18 protein-coding genes are annotated in these 16976 nt (G+C 39.8%); 2 read left to right on the top strand and 16 right to left on the bottom strand.

From position 1 onward, the window contains the following. Positions 1-77: 77 nt before the first annotated feature. The 8 genes from acpP to sdaAB form a co-directional block, all read right to left on the bottom strand. Complete coding sequence (acpP, locus tag BN988_RS03515; protein WP_036573112.1) at positions 78-308, bottom strand: acyl carrier protein; 231 nt, start codon at positions 306-308, stop codon at positions 78-80. Between the two features lie 42 nt (positions 309-350). Beyond that, positions 351-1091, bottom strand: a complete 741-nt coding sequence (fabG, locus tag BN988_RS03520; protein WP_182858730.1) for a 3-oxoacyl-[acyl-carrier-protein] reductase — start codon at positions 1089-1091, stop codon at positions 351-353. Further along, complete coding sequence (gene fabD / locus BN988_RS03525) at positions 1091-2029, bottom strand: ACP S-malonyltransferase (protein WP_036573114.1); 939 nt, start codon at positions 2027-2029, stop codon at positions 1091-1093. Before fabD ends, fabG begins: the two co-directional genes overlap by 1 nt. Further along, complete coding sequence (gene plsX / locus BN988_RS03530; RefSeq protein ID WP_036573117.1) at positions 2026-3033, bottom strand: phosphate acyltransferase PlsX; 1008 nt, start codon at positions 3031-3033, stop codon at positions 2026-2028. Before plsX ends, fabD begins: the two co-directional genes overlap by 4 nt. Then, positions 3017-3610, bottom strand: a complete 594-nt coding sequence (gene fapR / locus BN988_RS03535; protein ID WP_036573120.1) for a transcription factor FapR — start codon at positions 3608-3610, stop codon at positions 3017-3019. Before fapR ends, plsX begins: the two co-directional genes overlap by 17 nt. 97 nt (positions 3611-3707) lie before the next feature. Further along, a complete protein-coding gene (recG, locus tag BN988_RS03540; RefSeq protein ID WP_036573122.1) occupies positions 3708-5741 on the bottom strand; it encodes an ATP-dependent DNA helicase RecG in 2034 nt (677 codons plus the stop codon). 14 nt (positions 5742-5755) lie between these two features. Next, positions 5756-6631, bottom strand: coding sequence for an L-serine ammonia-lyase, iron-sulfur-dependent, subunit alpha (sdaAA, locus tag BN988_RS03545; RefSeq protein WP_036573124.1), 876 nt, complete (start codon positions 6629-6631; stop codon positions 5756-5758). A 24-nt stretch (positions 6632-6655) separates the two neighbouring features. After that, the gene (gene sdaAB / locus BN988_RS03550; RefSeq protein ID WP_036573125.1) at positions 6656-7318 is read right to left on the bottom strand and encodes an L-serine ammonia-lyase, iron-sulfur-dependent subunit beta; all 663 of its coding nucleotides are present in this window, start codon (positions 7316-7318) and stop codon (positions 6656-6658) included. Positions 7319-7507: 189 nt separating this feature from the next. Here sdaAB and BN988_RS03555 point away from each other — a divergent pair, with 189 nt between their 5' ends. Continuing rightward, entirely contained in the window at positions 7508-8791 is a 1284-nt protein-coding gene (locus BN988_RS03555) for an NCS2 family permease (RefSeq protein ID WP_051557638.1), read from the top strand. A 138-nt stretch (positions 8792-8929) separates the two neighbouring features. On the opposite strand, the gene BN988_RS03560 is transcribed toward BN988_RS03555, so the two are convergent. Both BN988_RS03560 and BN988_RS03565 read right to left on the bottom strand, forming a co-directional pair. Beyond that, positions 8930-10591 (bottom strand): DAK2 domain-containing protein, encoded by a 1662-nt coding sequence (locus BN988_RS03560; protein WP_036573126.1) that lies wholly within the window; start codon positions 10589-10591, stop codon positions 8930-8932. Positions 10592-10758: 167 nt separating this feature from the next. Then, entirely contained in the window at positions 10759-11121 is a 363-nt protein-coding gene (locus tag BN988_RS03565; RefSeq protein WP_036573128.1) for an Asp23/Gls24 family envelope stress response protein, read from the bottom strand. A 239-nt stretch (positions 11122-11360) separates the two neighbouring features. Here BN988_RS03565 and rpmB point away from each other — a divergent pair, with 239 nt between their 5' ends. Then, the gene (gene rpmB, locus BN988_RS03570; protein WP_036573130.1) at positions 11361-11549 is read left to right on the top strand and encodes a 50S ribosomal protein L28; all 189 of its coding nucleotides are present in this window, start codon (positions 11361-11363) and stop codon (positions 11547-11549) included. Positions 11550-11832: 283 nt separating this feature from the next. Here rpmB and spoVM read toward each other — a convergent pair whose 3' ends face one another. The 6 genes from spoVM to BN988_RS03600 are packed head-to-tail and all read right to left on the bottom strand — an operon-like array spanning position 11833 to position 16933. Next, the gene (gene spoVM, locus BN988_RS03575; protein ID WP_036573131.1) at positions 11833-11916 is read right to left on the bottom strand and encodes a stage V sporulation protein SpoVM; all 84 of its coding nucleotides are present in this window, start codon (positions 11914-11916) and stop codon (positions 11833-11835) included. A gap of 30 nt (positions 11917-11946) precedes the next feature. Beyond that, on the bottom strand, positions 11947-12600 hold the full coding sequence (locus BN988_RS03580; protein WP_036573133.1) for a thiamine diphosphokinase: 654 nt from the start codon (positions 12598-12600) through the stop codon (positions 11947-11949). Positions 12601-12604: 4 nt separating this feature from the next. Beyond that, positions 12605-13261: a ribulose-phosphate 3-epimerase gene (gene rpe / locus BN988_RS03585; RefSeq protein ID WP_036573136.1), complete on the bottom strand. Its 657-nt coding sequence runs from the start codon at positions 13259-13261 to the stop codon at positions 12605-12607. Position 13262: 1 nt separating this feature from the next. Next, positions 13263-14147, bottom strand: coding sequence for a ribosome small subunit-dependent GTPase A (gene rsgA, locus BN988_RS03590; RefSeq protein WP_036573137.1), 885 nt, complete (start codon positions 14145-14147; stop codon positions 13263-13265). Further along, positions 14148-16178, bottom strand: coding sequence for a Stk1 family PASTA domain-containing Ser/Thr kinase (gene pknB / locus BN988_RS03595; RefSeq protein WP_036573139.1), 2031 nt, complete (start codon positions 16176-16178; stop codon positions 14148-14150). It lies immediately after the preceding gene. Beyond that, complete coding sequence (locus tag BN988_RS03600) at positions 16178-16933, bottom strand: Stp1/IreP family PP2C-type Ser/Thr phosphatase (protein ID WP_036573141.1); 756 nt, start codon at positions 16931-16933, stop codon at positions 16178-16180. Before BN988_RS03600 ends, pknB begins: the two co-directional genes overlap by 1 nt. Positions 16934-16976 lie beyond the last annotated feature (43 nt).

The following is a 16976-nucleotide window of genomic DNA, read 5'->3' on the forward strand; positions in this document are numbered from 1 at the left end:
AAGTTTATTGTTATATACGAAAGTCTCGCTAAAACGCGAGACTTTCAATTTTTTTATAATTTTTAGGTTTGTGGGGACTATAAACTGTTTATGTAGTTTACAGCGTCACCCACTGTATTAATTTTTTCAGCTTCTTCGTCAGCGATTTCCATATCGAATTCGTCTTCCAGTTCCATAACTAATTCTACTACATCTAAAGAATCTGCCTCTAGGTCATCTTTAAATGAAGCTTCCATTGTTACTTTTGACTCGTCAACGTCTAAACGATCTACGATAATAGCTTTTACACGATCAAACACGTCTGCCATTCTCTCTTCACCTCCTTTCAAAGAATGTTACGAAAGTATTTTTTACATAACCATCCCACCGTCGATATGAATGGTCTGGCCAGTAATATAAGAAGCATCTTCTGAAGCAAGGAATCGAACAACTTTGGCCACTTCTTCAGGTTTCCCTAATTTTCCTAGTGGAATCATATCTAGCATTCCTGCTTGCTGTTCATCAGTCAATGCATCTGTCATATCAGTGGATATGAAGCCTGGAGCCACTGCGTTTACACGAATATTACGTGAAGCAAGTTCCTTAGCGGTTGTTTTGGTTAACCCAATCACGCCTGCTTTTGCTGCTACATAGTTAGCTTGTCCAGGATTACCACTTACTCCAACAATGGAAGAAACATTTATAATTTGGCCAGCTTTTTGTTTCATCATCTGACGTGTTACCGCCTTTGTACAAACAAATACACCTTTAAGATTTGTGTTAATAACCTGATCAAATTCTTCTTCTTTCATACGCATCAACAGATTATCTCTGGTTACACCAGCATTGTTGACAAGGATATCTAAGGTGCCAAACTCACCGATTACCTCTTTAACCATTTCTTTAACACTTGTTTCATTTGCTACATCTGCTTGTACCTTAATAGCTTTACGGCCTATTGCTTTAATCTCTTCAACGACTTGCTGAGCTTTTGCTTCGTTACCAGAAAAATTAACGGCAACATTCGCTCCTTGTCTTGCCAGTTCCAAAGCGATTTCCCGTCCAATACCACGCGAAGCTCCGGTAACCAATGCATTCTTTCCTTGTAACATTATGCGTCCTCCTTGTACCACGAAATAAATTCATGAAGGGATGCTGTATCTTGCACAGCAAACGTCTTAACGCTTTTATCAATTTTTTTCACAAGACCACTTAGCACCTTACCATTTCCTACTTCAACTAATGCATCTACACCTTCATCAAGCATATGACGAATAGATTCCTCAAAGCGAACTGGTGAATATAATTGTTCGATTAATAATTCTCTAATCTTCCCGCTTTCAGTCACAGGTGTGGCAGTGACATTTGCGTATACAGGAATAGAAGCATCGTTGATTTTCACTTCATCCAAGTACTTAGAAAATGCTTCACTTGCTGGTTGCATTAATATGGAATGGAATGGACCACTCACATTAAGAGGAAGCACCCGTTTAGCACCACGCTCTTTTAAAAGAGACGTGGCTAGCTCTACACCTGCTTGTGAGCCCGAGATCACCACTTGCCCTGGACAATTCAGATTAGCGATATTAACTGTTTCATCTTCCACTTTGGCAAGTGTTGAAGCTATTGCCTCTTCGTCAAGACCTAAAACCGCCGCCATGGTACCTTGTCCTTTAGGAAAGGCTTCTTCCATTAACCTACCTCTTGTAGCTACTAACGGCAATGCTTCTTCAATGGATAAAGCGCCCGCAGCAACTAATGCACTATATTCACCTAAACTGTGACCAACAGCCATTACAGGTTGGATTTCTTCTTTAAGCAATAACGAGTGCAAAGCAATACTTGATAGAAGGAGGGCAGGCTGTGCGTTCTCTGTTTCGGTAAGTTCTTCTTTTGGTCCCTTAAACATTAATTCGGACAGATTTTTATTCAGTACTTGATCAGCTTCCTGGTACAACTGTTGCGCGTCGGAAAACTCATCAAAGATATCTTTTCCCATACCAACAGCCTGTGACCCTTGTCCCGGAAACATAAATGCTACTTTTTTCATACGTTATCCTCCTTATCTATTTCCATTGCTTCAATTGTTTCTATTATCGTGTCTGTTACATTAAATTCCACCATATGGCACGCTTGCTTTATTGCATTAAATATTGCTCTGCTATTGGATGAGCCATGGGCTTTAATAACAGGTGCACCAAGTCCAAACAATCCAGCCCCACCATATTCTGAGTAATCAAGTTGATTTTTCAGTTCAGTTAAATCTTTCTTCATCACGCCGGCGGCAAGTTTTGTTTTGAGTGATCCCATAAACACTTGCTTAAGCATAGAAAACATCGATTCAGCAGTTCCTTCAATTGTCTTTAAAGCGACATTCCCACTAAATCCATCCGTAACAACAACATCAGCTACACCTGACAATAAATCACGTGCCTCTACATTGCCAACAAAGTTAATTGGTGCTTCCTTCATGAGAGAAAAAGCTCGTTTTGTCAGATCGTTTCCCTTGCCGTCCTCTGTTCCAACATTAAGCAAACCGATCTTTGGTTCAGCAATCCCTCTAACTTTCTGTGCATAAACAGAGCCCATTATGGCGTATTGTAAGAGATGTGAAGGCTTCGCATCAACATTCGCCCCTACATCTAAAAGCAAAAATCCTTTTCCATCAAGCGTTGGCAGCGTTGGACTTAGTGCAGGTCGTTCGATACCCGGGATTCTACCAATGACAAATAAACCTGCACTCATTAAGGCACCAGTATTGCCCGCAGAGATACACGCATCTGCTTCGTTGTCTTTTACTGCTTTCGCCATTACCACTAAAGAAGCATCTTTTTTCTTACGTACTGCTCTTACTGGTTCATCATCGCTGGTTATAACTTCGGTTGTATGTACAACATCAATATTTTCGTTCGTAGATAAGTATTGGTTAATTTTTGCTTTATCACCATATAACGTGATATGCAAATTGTCAATTTCGGATACTGCTTCGACCGCCCCATGTACGATTTCTTCTGGTGCGTGATCCCCACCCATTGCATCAATTGCTAATCTCATCATCTTGTTCTCCTTTGCGTCCACTAGTTTGGTACATATGGAATACACCTGTAAAAACCAGTTCGTTTTCTACAAAGCTGTTAACGTGAACAATTGACTTGCCACTATCATCTTTACCTTCTACCGTCGCCTTGGCTATCACTCGTTCTCCCTGTTTGACCTGACGAATGAATTTAAGCTCTGTTTTAACAGTTAGTGCAAGTTCATCATTGATAACGGCAACAGCAAGTGAATTAGCTTGGGCAAATAAATGATGCCCCCGTGCTATTTTATTTCTTGAAAATACAAGATCACTGCTAATATCCAAAATTGAGATAGCCCGCTGATCTAGTTCAAGGTCAATAACTTCACCAATGACTTCCTCGAGCGGTAGAGCTTTTACCGTTTCGTTCCACTGATCCGTCGCAACCGACTTTATACGTTGGCGCAGTTCTGGAATCGATAACTCCAATCTATCTAGCCTAATTGTTTGGATACTAACAGAGAATTTCCTTGAAAGCTCTTCATCTGTGATAAAAGGTGTTTGTTCAATTGTTTCTTTCAGCATCCGCTGACGTTCTGTTTTCGTTCTTCGCATTGATACACCGTCCACATCGAATTAATTACGTAGAAACTACATATTAAGACTTGGTCCTAATAGTAATATATAATACCTTGTGCATTTATGCAAGGATCTAATCTAACTTATCCGTGAGTGCAGCGTCCCTTTCCAAAATTCTTTTCAGTGCAGAAAAAGCTGGATTTGTATCCAACATTCCTTGCTCAATAATTTCCTGAGCGTCATTTCGGGCAGTTTCTAAAGCGCGGTAATCATGGACCATGTCAGCAACTTTAAATTCCGGCATCCCACTTTGTTTTCTACCAAAGAAGTCTCCTGGCCCTCTTAATTTCAGGTCCTCTTCAGATAGTTCAAATCCATTGGTCGTTTCTGTCATAATACGCATACGTTCTTTTCCTACTTCACCTTTTGGATCAGCAATTAAAATACAATAACTTTGCTTATCACCACGACCGACTCTACCTCGGAGCTGATGTAATTGGGACAGCCCAAACCGTTCCGCATCATAAATTACCATAATGGTTGCATTTGGAACATTTACGCCTACCTCAACAACGGTTGTAGACACAAGAATCTGGATTTCATTTCTTGAAAACTGTTGCATGACGGCATCCTTTTCTTCTGTATGTAAACGCCCATGCATTAAGCCTACTTTCACCTCAGAAGGATAAAATGCTTCAAGCTGTTGATGTAGTTCTACTGCGTTTTGAATGTCTAGCTTGTCCGACTCTTCAATTAACGGACAAATGACGTAAGCTTGCTCTCCTGCTGCTACTTGTTTTTCAATAAAACGAAGCACTCTATCTAACGTATTTTCTTTTGTCCAGTATGTCTCAATTTCTTTTCTTCCGACAGGCATTTCGTCGATAACGGATACATCCATATCACCAAATGCTGTGATCGCGAGTGTACGAGGGATTGGCGTTGCAGTCATAAACAACACATCAGGATAAAGACCCTTTTCTCTTAACATCCGTCGTTGTGCTACTCCAAATCGGTGCTGCTCATCAACAATGACAAAACCTAGGTTGTGATAGGTGACCTCTTCCTGAATAAGAGCATGCGTCCCGATCACAATATCCACTTTTTTCTCTGCAATAGCTTGTAAGACCTCTTTTCGCTTTTTCCCTTTTACAGAACCGGTTAATAAGGTGATGTTTGCACGTTCCCCAAACAATTCACATAAAGACTGATAATGCTGCTCTGCTAAAATTTCCGTTGGTACCATTAATGCGCCTTGCTTTCCTGCTGTAATGGATGCCAGTAAGCAAATTGCAGCAACAGCTGTTTTACCTGAACCTACATCTCCTTGCAGCATACGACTCATCCGATATGGTGACTGCATATCATTTAAGATTTGTGCCAATGCTTTTTGTTGTGCATTAGTTAACGGAAATGGAAACGAGCCAATAAAATCTTCAACCTGTTGTTTGTCATATTGCTGTGCATTGCCATCCGTTGCTTCCCTTTTCCATTTTCGCAAAAGTTGCATTTTGAGTTGAAAAAGTAAAAATTCTTCGTATATAAACCTCCTACGCGCATGTTTAAGAGCCAACCTATTGGCCGGGAAATGCATGGAGGTAACAGCCTGTTTTCTATCCGGAAGCTTATACGCGTTTAAATAGTTTTCTGGCAAAATCTCGTCCAACTGATCACCGTAAGTTTCTAGTGCTGTTTTCACTGTTTTTTTCAAACGAAAAGGCGTAATATCACCCTTCACAGCGTAAACAGGTTGAATTTCTGCTTGTGAAGCTGCCGGTCCTTTTTTATATTGACTTACGGTTATTTGTAAGCGATGGGCATCCCATTTTCCCACCAGGGTAACCGTATCGCCTGCATTTATTTGTTTTTTTGCAAAGGCACGATTAAACATGACCGCTTTCACTGCTATATTTTCCACCTCTAGTGTAAAGGATAAACGCGATTTCTTTTTCCCAAAGAAAGAGAGGGAAGGATCATGTACTACCCTTCCCTCAATCGTTACCTTGTCATCATGCACCAGTTCAGCAAGCGGCTTAACTTCAAACACATCAAAGCGGTATGGAAAATAATACATCAAATCCTCAATTGTTCTTATTTCGAGAGATGCCAGTGACTCGGCATACTTCTCACCGACACCTTTTAAAACTTCTATTGATTCATTCAGCATATGGCTAACACTTCCTATACAGACATACCAAATATTTTTTCTTTTAATAACCGGCCAGTCGGCGTATCCGCTAATCCGCCTTCCCCTGTTTCTCTTAAACTAGAAGGCATTTGCTTTCCAATTCGGTACATGGCGCCTATTACTTCATCACACGGAATACGACTTGTTACACCGGCTAAGGCCATATCCGCTGAGACAATTGCTAAGGATGAGCCTGCTGCATTACGTTTAACACAAGGAACCTCAACCAAACCTGCAACCGGATCACAAACCAAGCCCAGCATATTTTTCAGCGTCATTGCAAAAGCATCTGAAGACTGCTGTGGAGTACCGCCAGCCATTTCAACTATAGCTGCTGCTGCCATCGCACCGGCTGATCCTACCTCTGCTTGGCAGCCTCCTGCAGCCCCTGAAATAAAAGCGTTATTTGCAACAACAAAGCCAAATGCTCCTGCTGTAAATAGAAAGCGAATCATTTGTTCGCGAGTCGGGTTTAACTGCTCTTTCACAGCAAAAAGCGCGCCTGGCACACAGCCCGCACTACCCGCAGTAGGTGTAGCGCAAATTGTACCCATTGCTGCATTTACTTCATTTGTACCCATCGCTTTACTTACTGCATCAAGCATTAAATTTCCTGAAAGCGGATTTTTTTCTTTCATATACTTTTGAATTAAGACCGCATCCCCGCCTGTAAGGCCCGTAACCGACTGAACCCCTTCTAACGCATCCTCGATCGCCTTTTCCATTACCTGAAGGTTTTTTTCCATTTCTTCATATATTTCTTCACGGGATTTATTTTTCACGTCCATTTCCTGTCTTATCATGACTTCGGACAGTTGTATTCCTTCCGTTTCAGCTAACTCCACTAATTCCTTTACTGTTCGAAACACGTGGATCCCTCCTTCTCGACAGTTTTAGCTGTCAATTTTTGCTATTCTTACTATATGGTCAGCGCTTTCTAATTCCTTCAAAACGGCATCCTCTACATTTTGGTCTACTTCAATTACCATTAATGCTTCCTTACCCACATCTTTCCGGTTAACTTCCATATGTCCAATATTTATTTCGTATTTAGCTAATATCCTTGTAACAGAGGCTATGGCACCAAATCGATCATTATGCATAATCAAGATAGCTGGATGATTTCCTGATAGCCTCAAATCAAACCCATTTAGCTCCGTAATCTCCACTTTACCTCCACCAATTGATATACCGACAAGTTCAAGTGATCCAGATGCATTGCCAATAATTAATCTAGCTGTATTGGGATGATTAACTGCAGCACTATCTTCGATGAATTCAACAGTTATATTGCGCTCCTTCGCTGTTTCTAGTGATTTACTAATCCTTTTATCATCTGCTTCATAGCCAAGTAATCCGCCTACAAGCGCAAAGTCTGTGCCATGACCCTTGTAAGTCTTGGCAAAAGACTCATAGAGATGTATTTTTGCCCATGTGGGCTCTTGACCAAATAGATTTCGTGCAGCTTTCCCAATGCGAGCTGCACCTGCTGTATGTGAACTAGACGGCCCTATCATCACCGGACCAATAATATCAAAGACTGAATTATATTTCATTATCTCACCGCCATTTTAACGTATAGGTTATCGTTCTATTGTAAATTATAACAAAAAAGTGTAAAATAATCATTTGTGGATTACAGGCAAAGTACGACAGAGTAATTAGTTGAAGGGAACTTCAGCATGTACTCATCTTCCTTGCCATAATCGGGTGGGAGAGGGATGTAAGTACGATGAGGAGATATCATGGCTTTTTCGAATGAAAGACCAGATAAAAAAGGGAAACTCAATCTCCGTACAGAAATTGTTGCTGGGATAATTGGATATTTAACCACGGTATATATTGTCGTAGTAAATGGCTCCATTCTAAATGAGGCTGGAGTTTCTCTGGAAGCTGGTATGATTGCCACTATTCTCGTTAGTTTTTTAGGAACAATGTTAATGGGACTGTATGCAGGTGTTCCTTTGATCCTGATACCAGGAATGGGAATTAATGCTTTATTTGCCTACTCCATTGTCGAAGGAACCAACCTTACATTTGAAGAAGGATTAGCTGTTGTGCTTGTTGCTGGTTTGTTATTTCTGCTGACAGCTTTCAGCCGTATGGGAATACTTCTCAAAGAAGCAATACCAGATTCCTTAAAGCATGGCATCACTGTTGGGCTTGGTTTTTTCTTAATTCTGATTGGCTTAGAGAAAAGTGGACTTGTGGTCAATGGTCAAAACACTATTCTAGCGTTTGGCGATTTCACCTCACCAACAGTTCTTGTTAGTTTGCTTACGTTATTTCTGGCTATTTTTCTTTTCGTCAGAAATGTACCTGCAAACTTTCTTGTAACTATGATTGCAGGTACTATCCTCGCTTCACTTTTTGGAGTCTTGGAAAATGGAAGTAATGCGCTTCATGTGGATCCGAAAGAAGTTATTTTCTTCCCATCCTTTTCAGCAATCGGGGATTTAAGTTTCTGGCTGGCAGTTTTTCCTTTAGCAATCATTCTCATATTTGAAAATATGGGATTACTAAACGGGCAGCTACAAATGCTTGATAAGGAAAAAGCATACGACAAAGCATACAAGGCAACTGCCTTTTCTACGGTAGCTTCTGCTTTTCTAGGGACTTCACCAACAGTTTCGGCTGCTGAAAATGCAGCTGTCATTGCTTCAAAGGGAAGAGCTGGAATAGCAGCAATAACAGCAGGTCTGTTGTTTTTGGCAACATTGTTCTTAATTCCTTTTATTACAATGATACCAAATTCTGCTTTAAGTCCGATTTTAATTATTGTCGGTTTTCTAATGGTACAAAACATTCGACACATACGTGTAAGTGACTTGTCCGAAAGCCTCCCGGCACTGCTAATTGTAGCGATGATTCCATTCTCCTACAGTATAGCAGATGGTATGGCTTTTGGTTTTATCGCATATCCTGTTGTAAAAATAGCGACTGGCAAACCAAAAGAACTTTCAGTTCCTTTAATAATTATAGCAGCTCTATTCCTATTTGACTTCGTCATGAAAATTATGGGGATATAAAAATATAAATAAGATATTTTTATTAACTGTGGCTTTTTTAATTTCAAAGGTGATGTGGTTTGTTTTACTTCAAAAAACAATACAACTAAAAAAATCGCTCAAATTCCGTTTGGAAGAAGAGCGATTTTTTTATGTTATTTATTCTACCGAGAAAATATAAGAGTATATTGGTTGGTTACCTTTGTGTACTTCAATCTCAATATCTTCATATTTTTCTTCCACAAAGCTTGTCAGTTCTTCTACGTCCTGATCTGCTACATCTTCACCTTGTAGAATGGTGAGAATTTCGTCGTCTTCTGAGATCATTTCCTCTAAAAGTAATTTCACTGCTTCCGTTTTATCTTTATGTGTAGCTTTAATTTTACCATCAAGAATACCCATGAAGTTGCCATTCTCGATCGTGATACCATCTATTTGCGTATCGCGAACTGCATAGGTAACCTGCCCTGTTTTCACATGGCTTCTCGCTTCATTCATTGCCTCTTTATTCCCATCAATATCCGACTCAGGATGAAATGCAAGCATAGCACTTATCCCCTGCGGAATTGTTTTGGTTGGGATAACCCGAACATTTACGTCAGCTATTTCAGCAGCTTGATCTGCTGCCATTAAGATGTTTTTATTATTTGGAAGAACGAGCACATTTTTAGCGTTCGTTTCCTTAATAGCGTTTGCTATGTCCTGTGTGCTTGGATTCATAGTTTGTCCGCCTTCAATGACAACGGTTGCGCCTAAACTTTCAAGGAGAGTCTTTATTCCTTCGCCCATTGCAACTGTTACAATTCCATACTCTGTTAGTTTTTTCTCTTTAGGCTCGGAGGTCTTGTTTCCAACAATCGCAGTGTGTTGCTCCCTCATGTTTTCAATCTTCATATTAATTAAGCTACCATAACGCTGACCAAGCGTCATACATGTGCCTGGATATTCCGCATGGATATGCACTTTTACGATTTCATCATCGGAAACAACCAGGAGTGAATCTCCATGTTTGCTTAGCTCATTACGGAAATCATCTTCATTAAATGGTTGTTTTTGAAGCTTATCATCTTCAAATTTCACCATAAATTCTGTACAATAGCCAAATTCGATATCAGATGTATCCATAAAGTCTTGCGTGATCTTATGGTGCTCTGCATTAACCATATCGTCCATTTCAATTTCAGTAATATGCTCAGGCAGCTCCTCACCCTTTAATACAGAAAGGAAACCTTCATATACCGTAACTAAGCCCTGCCCACCTGAATCCACAACACCCACTTCTTTTAAAACAGGCAAGAGATCTGGTGTGCGTTTCAAAGAGGCTTTCGCTTCTGTTATAACACTTTCCATTAATTGGATAATGTCTTCTTCCTTTTCTGCTACCTTAACAGCTTCCTTTGCTGCATCTTTCGCGACAGTAAGAATAGTACCCTCTACTGGTTTCATTACTGCTTTATAAGCTGTAGAAACCCCCGTATCAAAAGCCTTTGCAAGGTCCTTTGTTGTAACGGTTTCCTTTTTTTCCATTCCTTTAGAAAAACCACGGAAGATTTGAGATAGAATAACACCTGAATTACCTCTTGCCCCCATTAACAAGCCTTTGGCAAAAGAATTAGCGACCTCAGAAATGTTTTCGCTGTTTTGCTTCTTTACCTCAGTTGCACCAGAGCTCATTGATAAATTCATGTTGGTACCAGTATCCCCATCTGGTACTGGAAATACATTTAATGCATCTATTTTTTGAGCATTATTTGATAAATGGTGCGCTCCGGCCAATACCATTTGAGCAAATGTACTGCCATCCAAATTTTTTATTGTCACTTTACTTCCTCCTCTTGAAACAAAAGCGTGAGCGCTAACGAGCGTTCTGACACTTCTATCGCAACATGGAAGGCCAGTAAGTGCTAAGATCTGCTTGAAGCGCTGGTGAAACACAATTCATACGCAATTGTTCGATGCTAGCTTTTTAAATTTTTTAATTTGTTTTCTTAATCTTGTGCAACCCGTACACCTTGTACGAAGATATTGACAGAATCAATCGCTAAACCAAGTGATTGACTAAGTGTATACTTCACCTGTGATTGTACATTATGCGCTACTACTGAGATCTTTGTTCCATAGCTGACAATAATATACATATCTATATCAAGTCTTTCATTTTCCTGGCGAACTACTACACCTTTAGAAAAATTCTCTTTGCGAAGAATTTCTGCGATACCATCTCTAATTTGACTTTTAGAGGCCATCCCAACAATTCCGTAACACTCTATTGCAGCGCCACCAGCGATTGTAGAGATAACTTCATTTGTTATGGTTACATGACCATCATTTGTATTAAGCTCTATGGACATAATATAATCCTCCTTTAATACCTGCACAATTATATAAGCATATTCTACTACATGCCGAATCATTTTAAAAGCAGAGTTCATAATATGTAAAAATGTCCTCTATAACAATGGACGAATTACACTAATCTGTCAAGTGATTATTCTTTATATAATATAAAACAATTATTGCATTCTCTCATTACTTATGGTAAATTGTATAAGTATGAAATGACACATGTATACAGTAAGGAGGGATTTGCATGGCTAGAAAATGTGTTGTAACTGGACGCCAGACACGCAGTGGAAACCAACGTTCTCACGCTATGAATTCCAACAAGCGAACTTGGAAAGCTAATGTACAAAAAGTACGTATCATGGTAGACGGAAAACCTAAAAAAGTTTACGTATCTGCACGCGCACTTAAATCAGGTAAAGTAGAGCGCGTATAACTTACGTGTCATACAGAACTGGAATTGTACGATAGAAAAAACACCCTCTTAATAGGGTGTTTTTTTATTGCTATAATACTAGTTTTCTGTAGATAACAGCATGTCCTTGCAAATACGTCCAACAAGAATCAAAGCATAAAGGGTACACTTAATGCTTTGAGCTATTTGCCTAAAACATCCAGTACTGTTTTACAGTATAAAGTAGTAGACAGACCATTATCACGGTTTACTAGCGTGCAAAAAAATCAGCTTCTGTCAATCTACTGACAAAAGCTTAAATGTTTTACTTATCCTTTTTGAACACACCAATAACCACTTTGACAAAACCACCGATGAATCTTGGGAGCTTAATAGTATAAAATTTCATGAGTTCGCCCTCCTCTTCTACATGCACAGCTTACCTTTGAATCGTATCACGACTCTTTATTAGTAATAGTATGCCTTCTGCAAAAGAAAAAGTACCAATATTTCTAATAAGTCTGTTTGAAATACATAGGGTGGACCCCCATGTTACCGTTTTATCTGATAAAGGATAATAGAAGCCAGTTAGCGTCAACCCTTTAATTGTTGGAGAGAAAGGGATAAACGAAATATTAGTGTATAACGCACTACTTTCTACGGTATACTCTCCAGGTTTATATAATTCCACCAAATTGGACTGATCGACAATCATGCCATGCACGCCATTTTCAGTAATGGTATGCAGTAACTGGATGTTAATCATCTCGTGATCTAAACGGCCTCCTGTCACTCCGAAAAGATAGAGACGTTCAGGATGCTTTTCCAATGCCTTTAGAAGAGCAATTTCTAAGTCTGTTTCATCCTTTTCCGCAGGATATTCTTCAAATTGCTTCGCATGTAGTCGGACATGCTCTTTTTCGTCTGCAGTAATAGAATCAAAATCTCCTACCGCTAGATCTATCGGAATATTATGAGCCAGTAAAGCCAAAGCTCCTCTATCAGCGGCAATCCAAAAATCGATTTCTTCCTTGAATGGCGCGAAATCCGGGTAGTTCTGAGGTCCATTTCCAATAATACCAATTGCTGTCATTCTCTTATTCCTTCACGGCATCTTTAATCTCTAAGATGGCTTCTTGTCGATTAGTTGGATTAAAAACTGCACTGCCAGCAACCAACACATCAGCTCCGACATCTGTACATTGTTTTGCTGTAATAGCATTAATCCCACCATCCACCTCTATTTCAAACGATAGGTTATGTGCTTTTCTGAAATCGGCCACCTGTTTAATTCGCTCAACGGTAGACGAAATAAACGACTGTCCACCAAACCCAGGGTTAACTGACATAAGTAAAACCAAATCTACTTCTGACAAGATCGGGTAAAGCATTTCAACAGGCGTAGCAGGGTTTATCACTACACCTGCTTTTACACCATTGTCTTTAATAAGTTGGATAGAACGGTGTAAATGTCGGCTTGCCTCTTGGTGGACTGTAATGATATCAGCGCCAGCTTTAGCGAATGCTGGTATATAGCTGTCTGGATTCTCTATCATAAGATGGACATCAAGCGGAAGCGATGTGACTGGTCGTATAGCCTCTACAATTAGTGGGCCAATGGTAATATTTGGCACATAATGGCCGTCCATCACATCGACATGAATATAATCCGCTCCTCCATTTTCTACTTCTTTTATTTCTTCTCCCAGTTTGGCAAAATCAGCTGAGAGGATTGATGGTGCTATCTTTACCATACTAATACCTCGGCTTTCTCGATTGAATTTCTTCTAAAAAAGTAAGATAGTGCTCATAACGATACGAGCTAATTTCTCCGTTTTCCACTGCCTCTTTTACCGCACAGCCCGGCTCTCTATGATGCATGCAGCCACGGAACTTACATGAACCTTTCCTTGAGCGCATCTCTGGAAAACAGTCACTAAGGTCTTCTGCCTCAATTTCCTGAAAATCAAGTGCACTAAATCCTGGCGTGTCAGCTACTAGTCCATTGTTCACCTGAACCAGCTCTACATGCCTTGTCGTATGCTTTCCCCTACCAAGGCTCTCAGATATGGCAGCGGTTTTTAATAACAACGAGGGCTTTAGTGCATTAAGAATAGATGACTTCCCTACACCTGATTGTCCAGCAAACACTGTGACACCTTCAGAAAAATAGTCTTTAAGCGGTAACACTCCCCCACTTGCCTTGGAGGAAACTAATTCTACCTTATACCCAATTCTTTCATAGTCATTCCGATAGGCTTCGATTGTCTTCTGTTTTTCAGGTGAAATCAGATCCATTTTTGAAATAAAGATAATTGGTTCAATGTGCTTTGCCTCTATTAGCACAAGAAATCGGTCCAAAAGGGTAGTGCTAAAATCAGGTTGAATGGCAGAATTCACAATAATAGCCTGATCAATATTCGCTATAGGCGGTCTGACCAATTCATTTTCTCTTGGTTTGATCTCAATAATATAACCTTCATCAGGTGAATCGGCTTCAAATTCTACAAAGTCCCCAACAAGAGGGGTAATTTTTCTTTTTCGAAAAACCCCTCTGCCACGGCACTGTATTACTTCGCCATTTTCAACTTTTACATAATAGAAACCACTTAAGGCTTTTATAATTCTTCCTTCTGACATTTAGTCACCTTCTTCATACGAAACCGTTTTATTTGTAACCACTTCATCGTCCCGTTTTATTAAGTATTCTGCTTCATCATCAGGAGCAATGACCAGTGTAAAAGTAAATTCCTGATCAGCTGTAATGGTTTCTTCTCGGTACACTTCTGACAAGTCATTTTCCATGTCGTCAATATAAATTTGTACTGTTTGCTCTACTGGTTCTTCTCCTTCTTCCTGCTCTGGTTCCATGCTATATGGAACTGTATACGTTATACGATGGGTAACTGGAGGCTTCTCTCCAGGTCCAGTGGAAATATATACATTTACCGTAGAACCCGGCTCTACTTCAGAGTTTGCCGAAGGATCTTGTCGTATAACTTCCCCTTCAGGTATGTCTTCAGAGTTCTCTTCAACTTTATTCATTTTAAGATTATTTTCCTCTAAATAAGCACTTGCTTCTCCTTCTGTCATACCAGATAAATTGCTAAGCTCTACCAATTCTGGTCCATCACTAACCTCAAAAATAACCTTTGTTTCTCCTGGTACTACCTCACTATCTGGAGCTGGTTGTATTTGCGTAATGATCTCTCCGACAGGACGATCGGAATGTTTCTCATATGAGATAATTTCACTGTAATCATCTTCTAGCATTCGTTCCACCTGACTGTAGTCTCTACCTACATAGTCCTCAAAAACTTCTTTCTCTTTCCCTTCACTGACTACAATCGTAACCGTAGATTCTTCCTTCACCGTTCTATTCGCTTTTGGTTCTGTTTCAATAACTAAGCCTTCGTCCACATCTTCGGAAGTTACGTATTCTCGCTTGGTAGTCAAATTAGCTTTTTCAAGCTCATCTACAGCCTCTTCATACTCCAAACCTGCAACATCCGGAACTTTTACATCAGCAGGCTGTAGCAATCCAGGAATAAGAAAGAGTGCTGCCACGCCAGCTACCATTAAGAAAAATAGGACTAGTAAAATGATAAGCCATTTTTTCTTTTTCTTCGGTTTCCCTTTTTTATTTTTCTTTCCTTTTTTCTTTTTATTAGGTTTATTATTGATCTCAGCTTTATCTTCTGTAGCATAATTTTTTGTCATATTATTTGTTTGATGGACAATTGTATCTTGACTTGAGTCATGTAGCTGATTATCCGTTATAATCGGGATAGCTTTTGTCTCTTCCCCGGCTTCTACAGGTGGCTTATATATCGCTTCATTTAATTTACTTGGATGTAACGCTGTTTCGAGTGCTTCTTCCATTTCATAGACTGTTTCATAACGATGAAATGGATCCTTTGCGGTTGCCTTTAATACAATATTTTCTACGCTTTGCGGTACGTCTTGATTAAACCTTCGTACAGAAGGCGTATCGCTTTGTAAATGTTTTAAGGCAATTGAAACAGGAGATTGGCCTGAGAAAGGAAGCCTAGCTGTAAGCAACTCAAATAAAACAATACCAATCGAGTAAATATCTGATTTCTTAGTTGCCATTCCTCCTCTAGCCTGCTCTGGTGAAAGATAATGGACAGAACCGAGAATAGAGTTGGTCTGTGTGAGTGAAGTTGCACTTAAAGCAATGGCAATTCCAAAATCAGTTACTTTTACTTGTCCATATGTATCAATAAGAATATTTTGAGGTTTTATATCTCGATGCACAATATCATTTGCATGAGCATGGGCGATTGCTGCAGTAATTTGCTTCAAGATATCTAATGCTTCCTGAACAGCAAGTGGCCCATATTGCTGGACATACTCTTTTAAAGTCATTCCGTCAACATATTCCATCACCATATAAAGAATATCGTCCTCTTCCCCAACGTCAAAAATATTGACAATATTCGGATGGGATAGACTTGTTGCTGACTGTGCTTCTCGATCAAATCGTGCAATAAATTCCTGATCGTTTACGTATTCCATTCGAAGCACTTTAATGGCCACGTCACGTTCAAGAATTTTATCTCTTGCTAAATAAACGTTTGCCATACCGCCACCACCAATAGTGTCGATTATTTCATAACGTTCATTTAATAAGTGTCCTCTTCTTAACATTAACGCTCACCATCTTTCTCAGGTGAATCGTACATTACAACGATGACGGAGATATTGTCTTCCCCACCTCTGTTGTTCGCTAAACGGATCATTTCAGTCTCTATTTGCTCGATATCTTCATCAGCGAGAATATATCGATGTAGCTCTTCATCCGTGACCTTATTAGATAATCCATCTGAACACAAAAGGAGTTTATTCCCCATTTCCCAACCTAGTGAAATAATTTCAGGAACGACAGACTTTTCCGTACCTAAAGCTTTTAGGAGAACATTCTTTCTCGGATGCTGTTCGGCATCATCCTTAGAAATTTGTCCAGAACGCACAAGTTCATTTACAAGAGAATGGTCCACCGTTATTTGCTTGAACCCATCCTCACTAAGCATGTAACATCGACTATCCCCAATATTTGAAACGGTGATAAAATCTTCCGTGCATATGGCTACCACAAAAGTAGTACCCATACCTTGGCACTCTTCCTTGGTAAGAGAGTGTTCATATACTTTTTTATTAATCTTCTCAACAGCTGTCTGAAGCCAACTTTCGGCTGCTTCAGGGTTGTCCAATTGTTCCGATTCCAGCCACTCCGTCTCCATTAAAGACGTGGCCATTCGGCTGGCAACATCGCCCGCCTGGTGACCGCCCATCCCATCAGCTATGACTGCAAGCAACTGATCATGCTTATTATAAAACACACCGCCTGCATCCTCATTATGGCTTCTGACCAGTCCCTGATCTGTCATAAATTGACCTTTCATTATTTCACCCCTCCATTATTCACGGATCAGTATTTATAACAAG

Source organism: Oceanobacillus picturae (assembly GCF_000612865.1).
Taxonomy (GTDB): domain Bacteria; phylum Bacillota; class Bacilli; order Bacillales; family Amphibacillaceae; genus Oceanobacillus_B; species Oceanobacillus_B jordanicus.